General features: G+C 48.5%; 16 protein-coding genes. 6 read left to right on the top strand and 10 right to left on the bottom strand.

The window, feature by feature from the left end:
* Positions 1-44: 44 nt before the first annotated feature.
* Genes ACFVS2_RS14750 through ACFVS2_RS14740 form a run of 3 tightly spaced genes read left to right on the top strand, consistent with a single transcriptional unit; the run spans position 45 to position 1,619 of the window.
* Positions 45-392, top strand: a complete 348-nt coding sequence (locus ACFVS2_RS14750; RefSeq protein ID WP_390235040.1) for a PadR family transcriptional regulator — start codon at positions 45-47, stop codon at positions 390-392.
* On the top strand, positions 392-1,081 hold the full coding sequence (locus ACFVS2_RS14745) for a permease prefix domain 1-containing protein (protein ID WP_390235039.1): 690 nt from the start codon (positions 392-394) through the stop codon (positions 1,079-1,081). Before ACFVS2_RS14750 ends, ACFVS2_RS14745 begins: the two co-directional genes overlap by 1 nt.
* On the top strand, positions 1,062-1,619 hold the full coding sequence (locus ACFVS2_RS14740) for a DUF4825 domain-containing protein (RefSeq protein WP_173616636.1): 558 nt from the start codon (positions 1,062-1,064) through the stop codon (positions 1,617-1,619). The genes ACFVS2_RS14745 and ACFVS2_RS14740 overlap by 20 nt, the downstream gene beginning before the upstream one ends.
* Positions 1,620-1,718: 99 nt before the next feature.
* Here ACFVS2_RS14740 and ACFVS2_RS14735 read toward each other — a convergent pair whose 3' ends face one another.
* The 3 genes from ACFVS2_RS14735 to ACFVS2_RS14725 form a co-directional block, all read right to left on the bottom strand.
* Entirely contained in the window at positions 1,719-2,726 is a 1,008-nt protein-coding gene (locus ACFVS2_RS14735) for an inorganic phosphate transporter (RefSeq protein WP_173616635.1), read from the bottom strand.
* A 19-nt stretch (positions 2,727-2,745) separates the two neighbouring features.
* Positions 2,746-3,363, bottom strand: a complete 618-nt coding sequence (locus tag ACFVS2_RS14730) for a DUF47 domain-containing protein (protein WP_173616634.1) — start codon at positions 3,361-3,363, stop codon at positions 2,746-2,748.
* 82 nt (positions 3,364-3,445) lie between these two features.
* The gene (locus tag ACFVS2_RS14725; RefSeq protein WP_390235034.1) at positions 3,446-4,060 is read right to left on the bottom strand and encodes a LysE/ArgO family amino acid transporter; all 615 of its coding nucleotides are present in this window, start codon (positions 4,058-4,060) and stop codon (positions 3,446-3,448) included.
* A 147-nt stretch (positions 4,061-4,207) separates the two neighbouring features.
* Here ACFVS2_RS14725 and ACFVS2_RS14720 point away from each other — a divergent pair, with 147 nt between their 5' ends.
* Positions 4,208-5,656 (top strand): aminotransferase-like domain-containing protein, encoded by a 1,449-nt coding sequence (locus ACFVS2_RS14720; protein ID WP_390235032.1) that lies wholly within the window; start codon positions 4,208-4,210, stop codon positions 5,654-5,656.
* A gap of 42 nt (positions 5,657-5,698) precedes the next feature.
* Here the strand turns inward: ACFVS2_RS14720 and ACFVS2_RS14715 are convergent, their stop codons facing one another.
* The 7 genes from ACFVS2_RS14715 to ACFVS2_RS14685 all read right to left on the bottom strand — a co-directional run bounded on the left by ACFVS2_RS14715 (position 5,699) and on the right by ACFVS2_RS14685 (position 11,593).
* The gene (locus ACFVS2_RS14715; RefSeq protein ID WP_390235030.1) at positions 5,699-6,031 is read right to left on the bottom strand and encodes a spore coat protein; all 333 of its coding nucleotides are present in this window, start codon (positions 6,029-6,031) and stop codon (positions 5,699-5,701) included.
* A gap of 13 nt (positions 6,032-6,044) precedes the next feature.
* Positions 6,045-6,365 carry a ferritin-like domain-containing protein gene (locus ACFVS2_RS14710; protein WP_390235027.1) on the bottom strand — a complete coding sequence of 107 codons (321 nt, stop codon included), beginning with the start codon at positions 6,363-6,365 and terminating at the stop codon, positions 6,045-6,047.
* A gap of 102 nt (positions 6,366-6,467) precedes the next feature.
* Positions 6,468-7,274 carry a hypothetical protein gene (locus ACFVS2_RS14705; RefSeq protein WP_173616630.1) on the bottom strand — a complete coding sequence of 269 codons (807 nt, stop codon included), beginning with the start codon at positions 7,272-7,274 and terminating at the stop codon, positions 6,468-6,470.
* 78 nt (positions 7,275-7,352) lie between these two features.
* Positions 7,353-8,195 (bottom strand): pyrroline-5-carboxylate reductase, encoded by an 843-nt coding sequence (proC, locus tag ACFVS2_RS14700; RefSeq protein ID WP_390235024.1) that lies wholly within the window; start codon positions 8,193-8,195, stop codon positions 7,353-7,355.
* Positions 8,196-8,215: 20 nt separating this feature from the next.
* Complete coding sequence (locus tag ACFVS2_RS14695; RefSeq protein ID WP_390235022.1) at positions 8,216-9,484, bottom strand: glutamate-5-semialdehyde dehydrogenase; 1,269 nt, start codon at positions 9,482-9,484, stop codon at positions 8,216-8,218.
* A gap of 40 nt (positions 9,485-9,524) precedes the next feature.
* Positions 9,525-10,625, bottom strand: coding sequence for a glutamate 5-kinase (proB, locus tag ACFVS2_RS14690; RefSeq protein WP_390235021.1), 1,101 nt, complete (start codon positions 10,623-10,625; stop codon positions 9,525-9,527).
* A 350-nt stretch (positions 10,626-10,975) separates the two neighbouring features.
* Positions 10,976-11,593, bottom strand: a complete 618-nt coding sequence (locus ACFVS2_RS14685) for a hypothetical protein (protein ID WP_173616626.1) — start codon at positions 11,591-11,593, stop codon at positions 10,976-10,978.
* A 152-nt stretch (positions 11,594-11,745) separates the two neighbouring features.
* Here ACFVS2_RS14685 and ACFVS2_RS14680 point away from each other — a divergent pair, with 152 nt between their 5' ends.
* Both ACFVS2_RS14680 and ACFVS2_RS14675 read left to right on the top strand, forming a co-directional pair.
* Positions 11,746-12,162: a hypothetical protein gene (locus ACFVS2_RS14680; protein ID WP_390235019.1), complete on the top strand. Its 417-nt coding sequence runs from the start codon at positions 11,746-11,748 to the stop codon at positions 12,160-12,162.
* A gap of 448 nt (positions 12,163-12,610) precedes the next feature.
* Positions 12,611-13,732, top strand: coding sequence for an S-layer homology domain-containing protein (locus ACFVS2_RS14675; RefSeq protein WP_390235016.1), 1,122 nt, complete (start codon positions 12,611-12,613; stop codon positions 13,730-13,732).
* Positions 13,733-13,761: the final 29 nt, after the last annotated feature.

The raw sequence follows: 13,761 nt of genomic DNA, 5'->3' as shown, positions 1-13,761 counted from the left end.
ATACATAGTAATATGTGTTATGCTATAGCTGCGAGGTGAACGAGATGAGTGACAGCAGTATCAGCAGTGACATTATCCGCGGTCATATCGATACGATTATTCTCCGTGTCCTGTGTGAAGGCGATAACTATGGATACGAAATTATCAAAGCCATTTTCAAAAACAGCGGCGGGCGTTACGAACTGAAAGAGCCTTCCTTGTATACCAGTCTGAAAAGATTAGAGTCACACAAGCTGATCGCTTCGTACTGGGGAGATGAGAGCCAGGGGGGCAGACGCAAATATTATCAGGTGACAGAAGCAGGGAGAGAGGCGTACGAAAAAGCGCTGGCATCTTGGAAAGTTGCCAAAGAATTGATTGACCAGCTCATCGAAAGGCGGGAGGAAGTGTGATGGAGAGTTTACAGCACTATGTCGATCAATTGTTTCAAAAATATAGAGGAAGTAAGCAAATCGAGGAGCTCAAATGGGAAGTATTGAGCAATCTGGAGGCAAAGGTCGCCGACTTGGTTGCAGATGGGCTATCACTGGATGAAGCGGTGAAAAAAGCAAAAGCCAATCTCCCTTCGATTGATTCGATTGTCGGAGAACGCCGCCAGGTATACATATTTCTACTTGTACAAGAGTTGTTGCAGCTCGGATTGTTGTACGTACTTATTGCCTGGATTGTGACAATGCCTCTGCGAATTTGGGGCATGGGGATCTTTTTGAACTATAGTCTGTTTGCGATTTGCATCCTTATCGGTATCGTTTATTTGATCTTGCTAGGGATCAACCGACCGGCTTCCTCACATCATTTGACCAGCATGAATGTGCGGTTTGCCTTTTTGCTACGAAAAACAGGCTGGATGCTGTGGGCGCTTTATATTGTCGGGACACTCGTTTTTACGACTGCGCTCTATTTTGGCAGCAATCTATGGTTTTCAACGCCAGTGAATCTTACTGGACCGTATCAATTCGCTAACGTTGTCGTATCCTATGCGCTGCCTTTTCTCTCAATCCTTATACCATTGTGGCTCCATGCCATTCCGCGGCTTATTTTGAAATACGATGCAGGGGAAGGTGACGTCATTGCGAAATAAAATCATACTTGCCTTGGTTCTCATCGGGGTTGTCCTGTTCATGGTCATTCAGATCGTCATTATCCCGGAGAACGAAGCGCAATCCGAGCAATATCAATTAGCTCAGCAAAGCCCACTGACTCACGATTTGGAATCCATTTTGCCATACAAAAACAAGTACATGGGCGCTACTTCGAATCTGGTCATGTTCAATCATCTGCCGTTGAGCCATCTCAAGCGCACCTTTCAGCTCCGTCCGGAGAAGTTTACGATTGAGATTCATTACGAGGACATGACGACTGATGTCGAGGCGAAATTGTTCAAGCAAGCGATGCTGTATAACTCCGTGTCAGCCTTTGCGTTGGTAGACAATTTGCAAACAATCGAATACCGTTTTTCAGATACTACGATTGTTGCCACACGAGTTGTCATGCAAGGTCTGTTCGGTGAGGATTTGGCGTCGCTGTTGACAAAAGAAAAGTGGAAGACAAGTGTGCAGGACAAGTTGCGAGATGACCAATTTGTTGAAGAGGGTATGAAAAAGCTTGTAAAAAAGTAAGCCATGCAAAGCAGCTTTTACAGAACGGAGAGTCTTACTTAGGCTTTCAATTAAAATAAAAGAAAAAAGGGGCGAGCCTGTTACTCGTCCCTTTTGCTGTTAGATAAATATATGTAGCAACAAATACGTAGCCGCAGCGAGCAAGGCAGAGATCGGCAGCGTAATAAACCACGTGATCACGATGCGTTTGGCGACGCCCCAATTGACGCTCTTCAGCCGTTTGGCTGCGCCGACCCCCATGATCCCGGAAGAGATGACATGGGTAGAGCTGACAGGCAATCCTAGCTGCGTAAAGGTAAAAATGATCGAGGACGAGGTGAGGTCGGCCGTGGCTCCATTGATTGGTTCAATCTTGGTAATTTTGCCCCCGACCGTCTTGATGATTTTCCAGCCTCCGACAGAGGTTCCCAAGCCCATCGCGAGCGCACAAATGAACTGCACCCAGAAAGGAATCGTGCTCGTATCTGCATGCAGGTCAGCGGCTACGAGAGCAAACACGATAATACCCATCGCTTTTTGTGCGTCATTGGTTCCATGTGTAAAGGATTGCAGGGCCGCCGTGAAAATCTGAAAGAGGCGAAAACCCCGATTGACCTTGGTAGGGGGAATCATGATCCGACTAAAAATGAAATAAACCAAATTCATCATGAGGTAAGCGGCAACCAGCGCGATAACCGGTGATACAATCAGCGCTTGAAAGATTTTTAAAAAACCAGCCCAGTTGATTTGCGCGCTCCCGGCGGAAGCGAGGACTGCCCCTACGAGTGAGCCGATGAGAGCGTGAGACGAGCTGCTGGGGATACCGTACCACCACGTAATCAAATTCCAAAGGATCGCAGACAAAAGAGCAGCCATGACCACAAGTACACCGAATTCCAGCTTGGCTGGATCGGCGATATCTCCACCGATCGTTTTGGCGACCCCGGTAAATGTCAGGGCACCGATAAAGTTCATGATAGCTGCCAGAGCAATGGCAATTTTAGGCGGGAGAGCTTTGGTGGATACGGTGGTTGCAATGGCATTGGCTGTATCATGAAATCCGTTGATAAAGTCAAAGGAAACAGCCAGGATAATAACCGCAATAACAAGAGGAAGGCTCGTCTGCATGAAAGTAGGTCTCCTTGGTTTAAGAGTTGCCCATGATCACGGATTCCATCGCATCGGCGACATCCTCGCAATGATCCATGACATCTTCGAGCACTTCGTAAATCTCTTTGAGCTGCATAATGTGAATCGGATCGCTCGAGGTCTTGAACAATTGCCGGATGCTCTCCCGCACCAATTCATCCCCATCGCTTTCCAAATCGTTAATGCGGATGATGTACTCCTTCATATCAGACAGCTTTTGCTTTTGAAGCAGCTCGATGGCGAGAAGAATTTGCTTGGTAGCTTCTTCGATGAGTTGCCCAAAACGCACCATCGTTTCATCTGCTTCCATGATGTCGTACATATAGAGCCTCGAAGCGCAAAACTCCAATCCGTCCAGCACATCATCCAGCTTGACGGCAAGGTCCAGGACGTCCTCTCGCTCGATGGCGGTAATAAATGTCTTGTTGATTTGTACGATGATTTCATGGATGAGCTTGTCGCCTTTTGTTTCGTATTCCTTCATCTCTGTAGAAAAGGTTTTGACAGTCTCCAATGAAGTTATCTTGTATTCATTAAAATAGATCGCTGTTTGATGCACATTTTTCGCAATCTCATACAAGTCATCCAAGAGTGCGTCCGATTTGGTAAAAAGCATAAAACAAACCTCCACTTCGAAAACCCGAATAGGAGTATTTTGAGTGGAGGAGGTGGGGATTATGCACTTTTTCACTAACTCTTTACGTCGTGAGTAATTGGGCTGCCATATAGACGGCCACTCCCCACATAATCACAGCTGAAAACATATTCAGGCCACGCTGCAATTTTCCAGAACGATCCAATCGTCCTGCCGTACGACCAGCTACGGAAAGGCCGAAAAACCAGAGGCAGGATACGAGGATGCAGGCAATCGTAAAGCCCCATTTCTCTGTTCCGGTATAGCTGAGTGAGCTGGTGCCGATCACGCCGATCGTATCGAGAATCGCATGCGGGTTCAACAAAGAGACAGAGGCAGCAAACATGATTTGCTTTTTGGCCGAAAAGCGTTCTTTCTCTCCATTCTCCGTATTGGGACGGCTACGCCACGTTAAATATCCCATGTACACCAAAAAGAAGAAGCCGACGACATACAGAACCGTTTTTAGCCATGTGACTGTCAATACAACCAAAGAGACTCCCAATACTGCCAATAAAATGAGCAGGGTATCGCAGAGTGCCGCAGTCAGTACGACGGGCATGGCGCGAAGTAATGTAGGTTGTAGGGCCCCCTGATTAAAAACGAAAACATTTTGTGCGCCGAGTGGTAAAATAAGTCCAAAAGCAAGTACAAAGCCGTGCAAAATCGCTTCCAGCATGATCATTTCCTCCCCGTTTCTCTCTGGATGCAAAGGCTATTTGCATTACTGTCATTATTCACGGTTGTGAATCTGTTGTCTCCAGCCAATTGGTTTACATGCAAACCAACCAATTTGTACAATGATAAGACGAGGAGGAATGTACCTGTGCTGACGATAGACTGGAAGCCTGACAAATCATCTGACATACCGATCTACGCGCAGATCGTGGCTTATATCAAGGGGAAAATTGCAGGCGGTGAGTGGCCGATCAATAGTAAATTGCCAACACAAAGAGCGTTAGCACAAGCCTTTGATGTAAACCGCAGCACGGTGGTGACGGCGTTGGAAGAGCTAAAAGCGGATGGCTTCATTGAAGCAACAGTAGGCAGTGGCTCCGTTGTTAGCAACAACACCTGGTCCTTGCTAACGACCACACCCCCACCCAATTGGCTGGGCTACGTTCAGGCAGGGACGCATATCCCCAATTCGCCGACGATTCAGGATATCAATCGTTATGAGCCAGACTCGAGGTACATTCGTTTGGGGACAGGTGAGCTGTCGCCTAGCTTGATTCCTGCTGCGGAAATGGAAGAGGTCATGGCTAGCTTGCAGGGCAAAATGACTCATCTCGGATATTCGGAGCCAAAAGGGCTATTGCCTTTGCGTCAGGCGATCAGCAATCATTTGCGGATCAGGGGGATTGAAGCTTCTCCGGCGTCTATTTTGGTCGTTTCAGGGGCCCTTCAAGCCTTGCAGTTGATATCGATTGGTATCCTTCACCGTGGATCTGCCATCTTGCTCGAACAGCCTTCGTATTTATTCTCACTACCTTTGTTTCAATCATCGGGAATGCGTCTGGTTGGTGTACCGATGGATGCAGAAGGAATCTCTCCCCAAGGGCTAACGAGACAAAAACAGGCGCATAACGCGGCACTACTCTATACGATTTCGGCTTACCACAATCCGACGGGGATTAGCCTATCAGAGAATAGAAGGGAGCAAGTGCTGGCGGCATGTGAGCGGGAGAGACTGCCTGTGTTGGAAGACGATGTTTATGGAGAATTGTGGTTAGACGAACCGGGGCCATTGCCGTTGAAGGCGAGGGATCAGAGCGGGCTGGTCTTGTATTTGGGCAGCTTGTCCAAAACACTCAGTCCGGGGCTGCGGATTGGCTGGATTGTAGGGCCTGAGCCTGTCATTGAACGCCTCGCGGATGTGAAAATGCAGACAGATTACGGAGCGAGTGCTATTTCCCAATGGGTGGCGACAGAATGGCTCACAAGCGAGAGATATTCCCGGCATTTGGATCAGCTGAGAGCTTCATTGCGACACAGAAGGGACAGGATGTGCGAATGGCTTACTCGTTGGTTTGACGATCTGGCAGATTGGCGTATTCCACATGGCGGTTTTTATATTTGGCTGCGTCTGCATCAGGCTGTTTCGATGCGCAAGCTTTTTACGGAAGCATTGGCAAAAGGGGTCCTGTTAAATCCCGGCTTTGTTTATGATCAGACGGATAGTCATCATCTTCGCTTGTCCTACGTGTACGCGGAGGAAGCTGACATGGAAAAGGCGCTATTTGTCTTATCGCAGCTCCTGCGTGGCAAGGGGTAATGGAAAGAAGACACCTGCTTGGGTCAGGTGTCTTCTGCTATTTCAATGATAAGGGAACTGTGTGGAGTACCCGCTAAACTGCTGATATGCTTGCTGCAGTTGTTGCTGTTCGGCAGCCTCCAGCTTATACCATCCTTTTTGGAACATGAGATTGAAAGCCTCGCGTGCTGACTGATGGGTTTCATTCAAAATTTGTACCATGTCATCATAAAGCTGCTGGTGGCTGGCTTCACGAACGGCGATGTTAAAGTTATCCGTCAAATACTTGCACGTAGCCAGACAGTCGTTGAGGTAGTCACGATCGTTCATTTGCGGGCCTTTTACTTGTGGCAGCTGCCCGGATTGCGGATTGGCGATCTGGTTTTGGTTTGGCATCCCGATTCCTCCTTTATTGCATTTGATGTTGTGGTTGCTGTTGCTGGGACTGTGTCTGTGTCTGCGGAATGGTCGCCATCACTGCGGTGTTGTTGTTTTGCAGGTGACTCAGCAGTTTTTGGTAGTGTCGCTGATGCATTTGTCCTTGCTGTTCCAGACATTGCTTGACCTGGGGGTCAGTGGCTTGCTGTGCGAAAGCATGCAGCTTTTTGAAAGCGATCAGTTCCCATGACAAAGCATCCTTGAGATAGCTCAAGTCCTTTGTCGTAATGACCTTGGGCGGTTCGGGAATCGGAGCTTGTGTAAAGGGCTTGGAAGACAGGAGGGATGGCATCGGGTTGCTCCTTTCAGATGGAATCATGTATAGGATGAGCAACAAGTCAGGATGTAACCCGTGAGGATTGCAGCCAAAAAAATCCGGTCGCAAAGGACCGGATCAGGTTAGCTCCAGCGAAGAAACGACGATGTCGATGCTGGCGGGAGCGATATTGAGACAATATTGAGCTTCTTTGTACAACGTAGATTGAAGGGCATAGATAAGTGCTGGAATATTTGTCATGAAAGGCAGTTGAAGAGCAATCGAAACCTGAAACCGAGGCAAATCCTCAAAGCTGGAGACGATCTTGACCACATGATGGACCTCATCAAACTGGTCGCAGGCCGCTTCCACGATTTTTCGCAACACCTGAGGATGAATCATGATGCGTCCACCTGAAAACGGAGGATGAACCACGGTTGTTTCCCCAATGACTTCTTTTTTCGAGCTGAAAATTTGTTGGGCAGAAGAGATGAGTCGCTGGAGGAAATCTTTTTCTACCTCCACACGCGGAATCGGTATCGTGTGCTTGCCCATTGTTTCCCGCACGTAGCGGGCAGCCTCGATTTCCTGCGGAGGCTTGATGGATTCAATCGGGATGAAGTCCACCTGAAAAGGCAAATGCAAGGCTTCGACGATACGACCAATCATCCGCTGCGAAGTTCCTAACACGAGTAGTCGGCTTGGTTGAATATCGCCAAGACTTTGCCGTACTTCTTCAGCGTGCTCCTTATAATGAAAAATAGCTCGTTTTACCGCCTGAATTTTTGTCTTCTCATATTTGGCAGAGGTTCCGGCCACCTTGCGTCCCTGGTAAATCAGGATACCATCATCAATAATGGCGTCGATGTTCATTCGGTGAGCAAGTTCTAATGCACTGGTGCTTTTTCCTGTTCCACTGGTGCCGTACAAGGCGTAAATTTCCATGGGACCTCCTTCGTCATTTTTCTCGACTATGCTTGATCTTTTTTATTATACATGACAAGGAGGAGGGACAAAACGACTTTACTGGTATTGTGCCCCCATCTCCCGCGATCTTTCCGCAGCACGCAGAATGGCTGCAGTGACAGCCTCCTGGAATTGATAGGCTTCCAATACTTCGAGTCCTGCCTGAGTCGTTCCACCCGGACTCGTTACTTTTTGGCGGAGAATTGAAGGTTCTTCGCGAGTATCGAGCAGCATATGTGCCGCGCCGATCACGGTTTGCAGCGTTAATTGGCGTGCCATTTCACGATCTAGCCCCGCTGTGGCACCTGCCCCCATCATAGCTTCTACCAAATAGTAAATATAAGCAGGGCCGCTTCCAGACAATCCAGTAATGATGTCCAACTCTTCCTCGGCGACTTCATATACAGTGCCAATTGCTTCGAAAAGTTTGGTAGCCAGCTCGCGGTGCTCTTCCTGAACAAAAGGATTCGCGCACAGTCCTGTAGCAGACAAACCAACGGCAGACGAAGTATTGGGCATCGTGCGGATGATCGGACACTCTGCACCGAGCCACTCTCCGATCAAGCTGGTAGAGACGCCAGCGACCACTGAAATGATCAATTGGTCGGAACGAACGACCCCACGCAAATCATGCAAAGCCTCTGCAGTATCCTTAGGCTTGATGGCCAAAATTAAAATATCGGAAGAGCGGACTACCTCAAATTTGTCTTGGGTAGCAGTTATCCCGTAGTCATTTGCCAACTGCTCCAGACGCTCCATATTGTTGCGGTTGGTAACGGAAATACGCTCAGAAGGGAGTAAGCCTTTCTTTACAATACCGGAAAGCATGGCCTCCACGATCGAGCCTGCACCGAGAAAACCGATCCGCCCTTCTGTAATCGCTGTTGCTTGGTTACTCATGGTGATTCCCTCCTTTTGGACTATCGGATTTGGCCGTTTCCGCGTACGACATACTTGTAAGAAGTGAGCGCGGGCAAGCCCATTGGCCCACGAGCGTGAAGCTTTTGCGTACTGATGCCGATCTCGGCACCGAAGCCGAATTCTCCACCATCTGTAAAGCGGGTAGAGGCGTTATGATAAACCGCTGTGGCATCGATCGAAGTCAAAAACTGACGGGCTGCGATTTCATCTTCCGTTACGATTGCCTCGGAATGGCCGGAAGTATGCGCTGTAATATGTTCAATGGCCTCGCTCAGGCTATCGACAGTGCGCACCGCCAGAATCAGCGCAGAGTATTCTGTATCCCAGTCTTGTGCCGTTGCATGGTGCAATTGATCGGCGAGGTCGGAATGCAGCTCTATCGTACGCTCACAAGCACGGAGCTCAACGCCCTTCGCTAGTAGCTTTTGGAGCAAGGCTCGTTGATTTTCCTGTGGCCAACTGCGGTGCACGAGGAGTGTTTCGGCAGCATTGCATACGGCTGGCCGACTAGTTTTGGCATTGATCACGATGCTTTCAGCCATGTCATACTGAGCCGCTTCATCCACATAAATGTGGCAATTGCCAACGCCTGTTTCGAGTACAGGAACGCTTGCGATTTGCAGAACCCGCTGGATCAGTCCTGCACCACCTCGAGGGATGATGACATCGACGAGACCATTGGCGGTGCACAAGTAATCGACAGAGGCATGTTCGGCAAAAGGCAAATACTGCACCGCTTCTGCGTCAAGTCCGGTCGCAGTGAGCGCTTGACGAATGCTAGTCACCAACGCGAGATTGCTGTGAACAGCGCTGTGGCTGCCGCGCAAGACGATCGCATTGCCCGTTTTGATGGCGATAGCTGCAGCGTCAACGGTGACGTTCGGTCTTGCTTCGTACACCATTCCAATAACACCGAGAGGGACGCGGATTTGTTCGATGAAAAGTCCGTTTGGCCGTGTCCACGAGTCGATCCGTTCCCCGACCGGATCATCGAGAGATACCAGCTGCGCCAGGCTATCCACGAGCTGTGCAATTCGCTCCGGCGTCAACAGGAGACGATCCAGATAGGAGGTAGGCTGACCGTCTGCTTCCGCGAGAGCGATGTCCTTGGCGTTTTCTGAGAGAATGACGGCTTCATCAGCCAGCAGCTGGTTGCCGATTGCGATGAGCACCTCGTCTTTTTCTTTGCGTGAGAGTATTGCCATTTTTCGAGAAGCCTGTTTGGCCAGGCTTATTTGTGTATGCACTTTTTCTTTCAAGCTTTCCATGGTTTCTCCAACTCCTATCTTTCTATCTACATGGATTCGTTTATCTGACAGGTGTCCATTCATCTCGGTGTATAACGGTACCGCTGTGTCGCGTTACGTTATCAGGGGAAAGAAAATCACTTAACTGTGTGGCAGTGAATCTGCTGATACCGCGACCGATCAACATACCCTCACAGTAAACCTCGATAACCTCACCTTGCTCGAACATGCCGGATACATCGCGGACACCTGCCAAGAGCAAGCTTTTGCTGTTTTCCAAAATCGCTTCCGCTGCACCGCTATCAACCGTGATTTTTCCGCGGGTAGGGGAGTGAAGCGCAATCCATTGCTTGCGTGTAGGAACGCCGTTTGTTGCAGGCGCTTCTGGATGATAGTTGACGTAGGTGCCATTCCCGTTGCCAGTAAGGACATCCACCAAATCAGTGGTATTCGTCAATTTTCCGATAAAGCTCGGGATTCCTAATGATTGGGCGGTTTTTGCTGCGATCAGCTTGGAGCGCATACCACCTGTTCCCAGTTGGGAAGCTCCGCCTGCAAGTGCCTCGATTTGGTCCGTCACACATTCGAGCCAGCCCATGTGTTTGGCATCAGCATGATAACGAGGGTCTTTATCGTACAAGCCATTCGTATCAGTCAGGATTGTGTACAAATCGGCATGAATGAGACCAGCGACGAGTGCGCCAAGCATATCATTGTCTCCGAAGGTCAATTCCGCTACGGATACCGTGTCGTTTTCGTTGATGATTGGCAAAATATTTTTATCCAATAGCAGTGACAACGTGGAGAATGCGTGCTGATACCGTTCCTTGTGTGAAAAGTCACCGCGTGTCAGCAAGATTTGCGCCACGCTGAAGTTATGGGCGCCGAACATTTGCGTATAGGTTTGCATCAACAAGCTTTGCCCGATGGCAGCCGCTGCTTGCTTGGCTGCCAAGGATCGCGGTCGCTGCTGGTAGCCGAGACTTTGATAGCCGCTGGCGACAGCTCCCGAGGAGACTAAGACAACCTGATGACCCGCTTCGCGCAATTGGCTGATAGCAGAGACGAGCAGCGACATTTTCGCCGGATCAACACCGCCTGTAGCTGCTGCAATCGAACTGCTCCCCACCTTTACTACCAAACGCAACTTCCCCTTTTTCATGCGAAAAACCCCCTTCTTGCATACAAAAAAGCCCTCTCGTCTCTTTGATAAGGACGAAAGGGCTTGATAACCTCACGCGGTACCACCTTATTTGACGTTTTGGACTGAAGGCATACTTCAGCCAAGAAACGCCCGGCTCTCTTTCTTTGATAACAGGTGAAAGAAACCTGTCCAGGTCTTCCCTGGATGCTCTGGGGTGGGTTCAAACCGATTCAAGGACGAAACCTCTCAGCCGGTGGATTTCGCTCTCTGGACCTGAAGGGCGGTTTTACTATTCCCCGTCATTGCCGCTCACTATGTGCTTATTAATTCACTATTATTCGCTTGGTCCGCAAGAAATGTCAAGAGGCTTATTGAAATTGTTCATTCCCATAAGTGCCCATCCGTGATTTGATTTCGAACCGTTTGGTTTTTTGATCACGCACGAGTCGGTAGCGCAGTGTGCGGTCAGAAGCAAAGGAGGAATCGGTTACATCTTCCACGGTCACACTGAGTTCTCCATTGTTTTTTTGGACATTCGTGTTTCGTACCGAGATCAAAGTCGGATAGTCGACACGGGGGATTGCTACGTACACTTTTTCCTTCACCAGCTTGGTTGTCATGTTATCGTACATGGCTTCTGCCAGTGGACGGCTCCAAAAACGAACGAAGTAACCCGTTATCTTGTCTTTACTGTCGAAGCGCTTAGGCAATTCACGAAAGACGAGACCATCCTCAAACACAGTTTTGCCCTTCGCATTGTCCGCAGCAGCATAATATACATTTTCTAGCTGATGCTCGGCTTGCTTCAAAAAGAGGACGACATCCATTTTGTTATCGCCAAGCTTTTGGATGGCAGACTGCTGGGGAGGCTTACTCTGCGTTTTGGCCTTGGTTTTTGCCTGCTCCAGCTTTACTTGCGTCACGCATCCTGTGACGAGCAAAGAGAGAGCGAGAATAAACATCCAGTTTTTCCAATTCACTTTCATGGCGCACCTCACTTGGGAGCAGTCGTTTTACGTTAGCGTGTGTGTCAAAAAAGACAAATAGCCCAGTTAATATATGGATAGGGGTTGTCTGACTCTCGGATTATGTCTATCATGGAGAGAGTTGGACAGATCGAACGATTGAGGTGGAATATATGTTTGGGTTTGGCAAAAAAGCAAAAAAACTGGACGGTATTGATGTTTTGATAATCAAAACCGAGGAAGCGAAAAATCGCAACTTTTATCAGGTTGCTTTTCCAAGCGTGGTAGCGAATGATATTTTGTCCATGCTGCAAAAATTGGAGAAATCAAAAATGAACAAGCAAGAGTTCCTAGGGGAAATCGGCGGTTTCCGTATCGTGACCCACTTGGAAGCCTTGACTGGTTTTGAAATTTTGGATGAGGCAGATATGGAGGCACATCCAGTACAGATTCAAGATTTTGCCAACATGCTTCTGCGTCGTTTGGAAGCTTTGGAAGAAAGTGGCAAGTTGGACGGAAACGAAGATTTAGCATTCATCATGGGCGAGTTGACTATGCTGCGTGATGGCAGCTTTGTACCACAAAACTAATCATGAGGGCCGTTGGGATAACCGACGGCTCTTTTTCTTTTCCCGCTGGTAATAGGCCTTATGGCAGGAGGCCTAGTCGTCCTCGCCAGTTTTTCGCTTGGGACATCCATGTTAGGGACCACTCTTGGGATTATTGTCCTGTTCACTCTCATCAACATTTTCTTATATCGGTTGCTTCTGACCAAGGGACCAGGATGGTTAGAGCAGATTGAAGGATAGTCAGCGTATAGAGAAAAAGGATATAATTGGGCCGCTACTACAAAGTGCGGCTCTTTTTCATTTGTTTTGAAAAAGTATAACAAAGTCCCGTTTTCATCCCGATACAAGAAAGGGAGAGATCAGACCCAGGAAAATAGACCAATATGGCAGGAATGGATGCTATTGGGGACGAATTCCAAAAAAAGGGAGTAAGGAAATGATCATGGTAAGAGAGGAGTTATCGTAAGTCATGGTAAAGCGTTTTGCTATCGTTTTTCTCTTGGCACTGCTAGTGGTGCAAAGCGTTTTTTCAGGGAGTGCGAATGCGGCTGCACCTGGTATGTATACGGACATACAGGGACATTGGGCGCGTGAGCAAATCAACGAAATGGCGGATTTGGGCATCGTAAAGAGGAAGGGATATCAGCCTTTTTACCCAAACAAGCCAGTTACTCGAGGCGAAGCTTTGGCTATGTTGAATCGCGTATTTGAGACGGTATATGGACCGATTGAAAAGCCAAAACGCAAGCCAAACCTGGATCACCGCTATCTACTCCGGGGGGAAGTAGATCAACTGCTGAGCAATCTAAAGACCATGATGAAAATCGAAACGGACGATCTGGGCAAGTTTGATCCAGGAGACCGGATGCTGTACTATCTATATTTGGCTGAAACCGGGCACCTGATGAAAAAGCAAGAGAAGGAAAATCCGGACTGGTGGATGTCCAGTGCCGGGATGCAGTGGCCATTGACGAGAGAAGAGGCCAGCTTGATGCTGTTTCATATGCTGGCACCACAAAAATTCCGCACAGCCAACATTAAACCACAAGATACAGTCTCTTTCTTTAACAGCCATTACGAATGGAAGCGCGACCGATTCTATCGGGATACATATTCACCGTACCCACTGGCGATCCGGGAATTCAATCTGTTTCTGACGGACAAGACCTTTTCTCCGAATAAGATCCTGACGCGTGCAGAATATGTCGTTGTGATGGATCGACTGATTGATTATTACCGGATGGATGCAGCTTCGCAGTTCCGTGGTTCACCTGCGAATCAGCAGCACATCGCGCAGGTGTATTTACGAGCAGCGAATTTGGCGTACGAAACCAAAAATCAGAAGCAGCTGTCTGTGCTCTTTACAGATGATGCACTCAAAAGCATGGCAAAGCTGGAACAAGTGCCCACGTACAACGGACCAGTAAAAGTATCGGTCAAGGCAGACGAAAACAATTCGAAAGCCCTCTGGGTGATTGCTCATTATTTAGATCCGAAAAACGGTGACTTCCAGATTGAATACCGATTGGAAGGAGACGCGTCCAACGCTTACGGACGCAAGATCACCACGCTAATTTACTCACAAAAATAGGACAGAAAAAGGGGCACTGGACAACTGGA

It is taken from the genome of Brevibacillus sp. NPDC058079 (assembly GCF_042885155.1).
Lineage (GTDB): Bacteria > Bacillota > Bacilli > Brevibacillales > Brevibacillaceae > Brevibacillus.
Note: the sequence above shows the minus strand (reverse complement) of the source record. Positions and strands in the feature narration are given on the sequence as shown.

What these genes read in the sequence shown, in the direction of transcription:
- ACFVS2_RS14750 (WP_390235040.1), top strand. Translation starts at nt 45, where the DNA reads ATGAGTGACAGCAGTATCAGCAGTGACATTATCCGCGGTCATATCGAT.
- ACFVS2_RS14745 (WP_390235039.1), top strand. Translation starts at nt 392, where the DNA reads ATGGAGAGTTTACAGCACTATGTCGATCAATTGTTTCAAAAATATAGA.
- ACFVS2_RS14735 (WP_173616635.1), bottom strand. Translation starts at nt 2,726, where the DNA reads ATGCAGACGAGCCTTCCTCTTGTTATTGCGGTTATTATCCTGGCTGTT.
- ACFVS2_RS14730 (WP_173616634.1), bottom strand. Translation starts at nt 3,363, where the DNA reads ATGCTTTTTACCAAATCGGACGCACTCTTGGATGACTTGTATGAGATT.
- ACFVS2_RS14725 (WP_390235034.1), bottom strand. Translation starts at nt 4,060, where the DNA reads ATGCTGGAAGCGATTTTGCACGGCTTTGTACTTGCTTTTGGACTTATT.
- ACFVS2_RS14715 (WP_390235030.1), bottom strand. Translation starts at nt 6,031, where the DNA reads ATGCCAAACCAAAACCAGATCGCCAATCCGCAATCCGGGCAGCTGCCA.
- ACFVS2_RS14710 (WP_390235027.1), bottom strand. Translation starts at nt 6,365, where the DNA reads ATGCCATCCCTCCTGTCTTCCAAGCCCTTTACACAAGCTCCGATTCCC.
- ACFVS2_RS14705 (WP_173616630.1), bottom strand. Translation starts at nt 7,274, where the DNA reads ATGGAAATTTACGCCTTGTACGGCACCAGTGGAACAGGAAAAAGCACC.
- proC (WP_390235024.1), bottom strand. Translation starts at nt 8,195, where the DNA reads ATGAGTAACCAAGCAACAGCGATTACAGAAGGGCGGATCGGTTTTCTC.
- ACFVS2_RS14695 (WP_390235022.1), bottom strand. Translation starts at nt 9,484, where the DNA reads ATGGAAAGCTTGAAAGAAAAAGTGCATACACAAATAAGCCTGGCCAAA.
- proB (WP_390235021.1), bottom strand. Translation starts at nt 10,625, where the DNA reads ATGAAAAAGGGGAAGTTGCGTTTGGTAGTAAAGGTGGGGAGCAGTTCG.
- ACFVS2_RS14685 (WP_173616626.1), bottom strand. Translation starts at nt 11,593, where the DNA reads ATGAAAGTGAATTGGAAAAACTGGATGTTTATTCTCGCTCTCTCTTTG.
- ACFVS2_RS14680 (WP_390235019.1), top strand. Translation starts at nt 11,746, where the DNA reads ATGTTTGGGTTTGGCAAAAAAGCAAAAAAACTGGACGGTATTGATGTT.
- ACFVS2_RS14675 (WP_390235016.1), top strand. Translation starts at nt 12,611, where the DNA reads ATGGTAAAGCGTTTTGCTATCGTTTTTCTCTTGGCACTGCTAGTGGTG.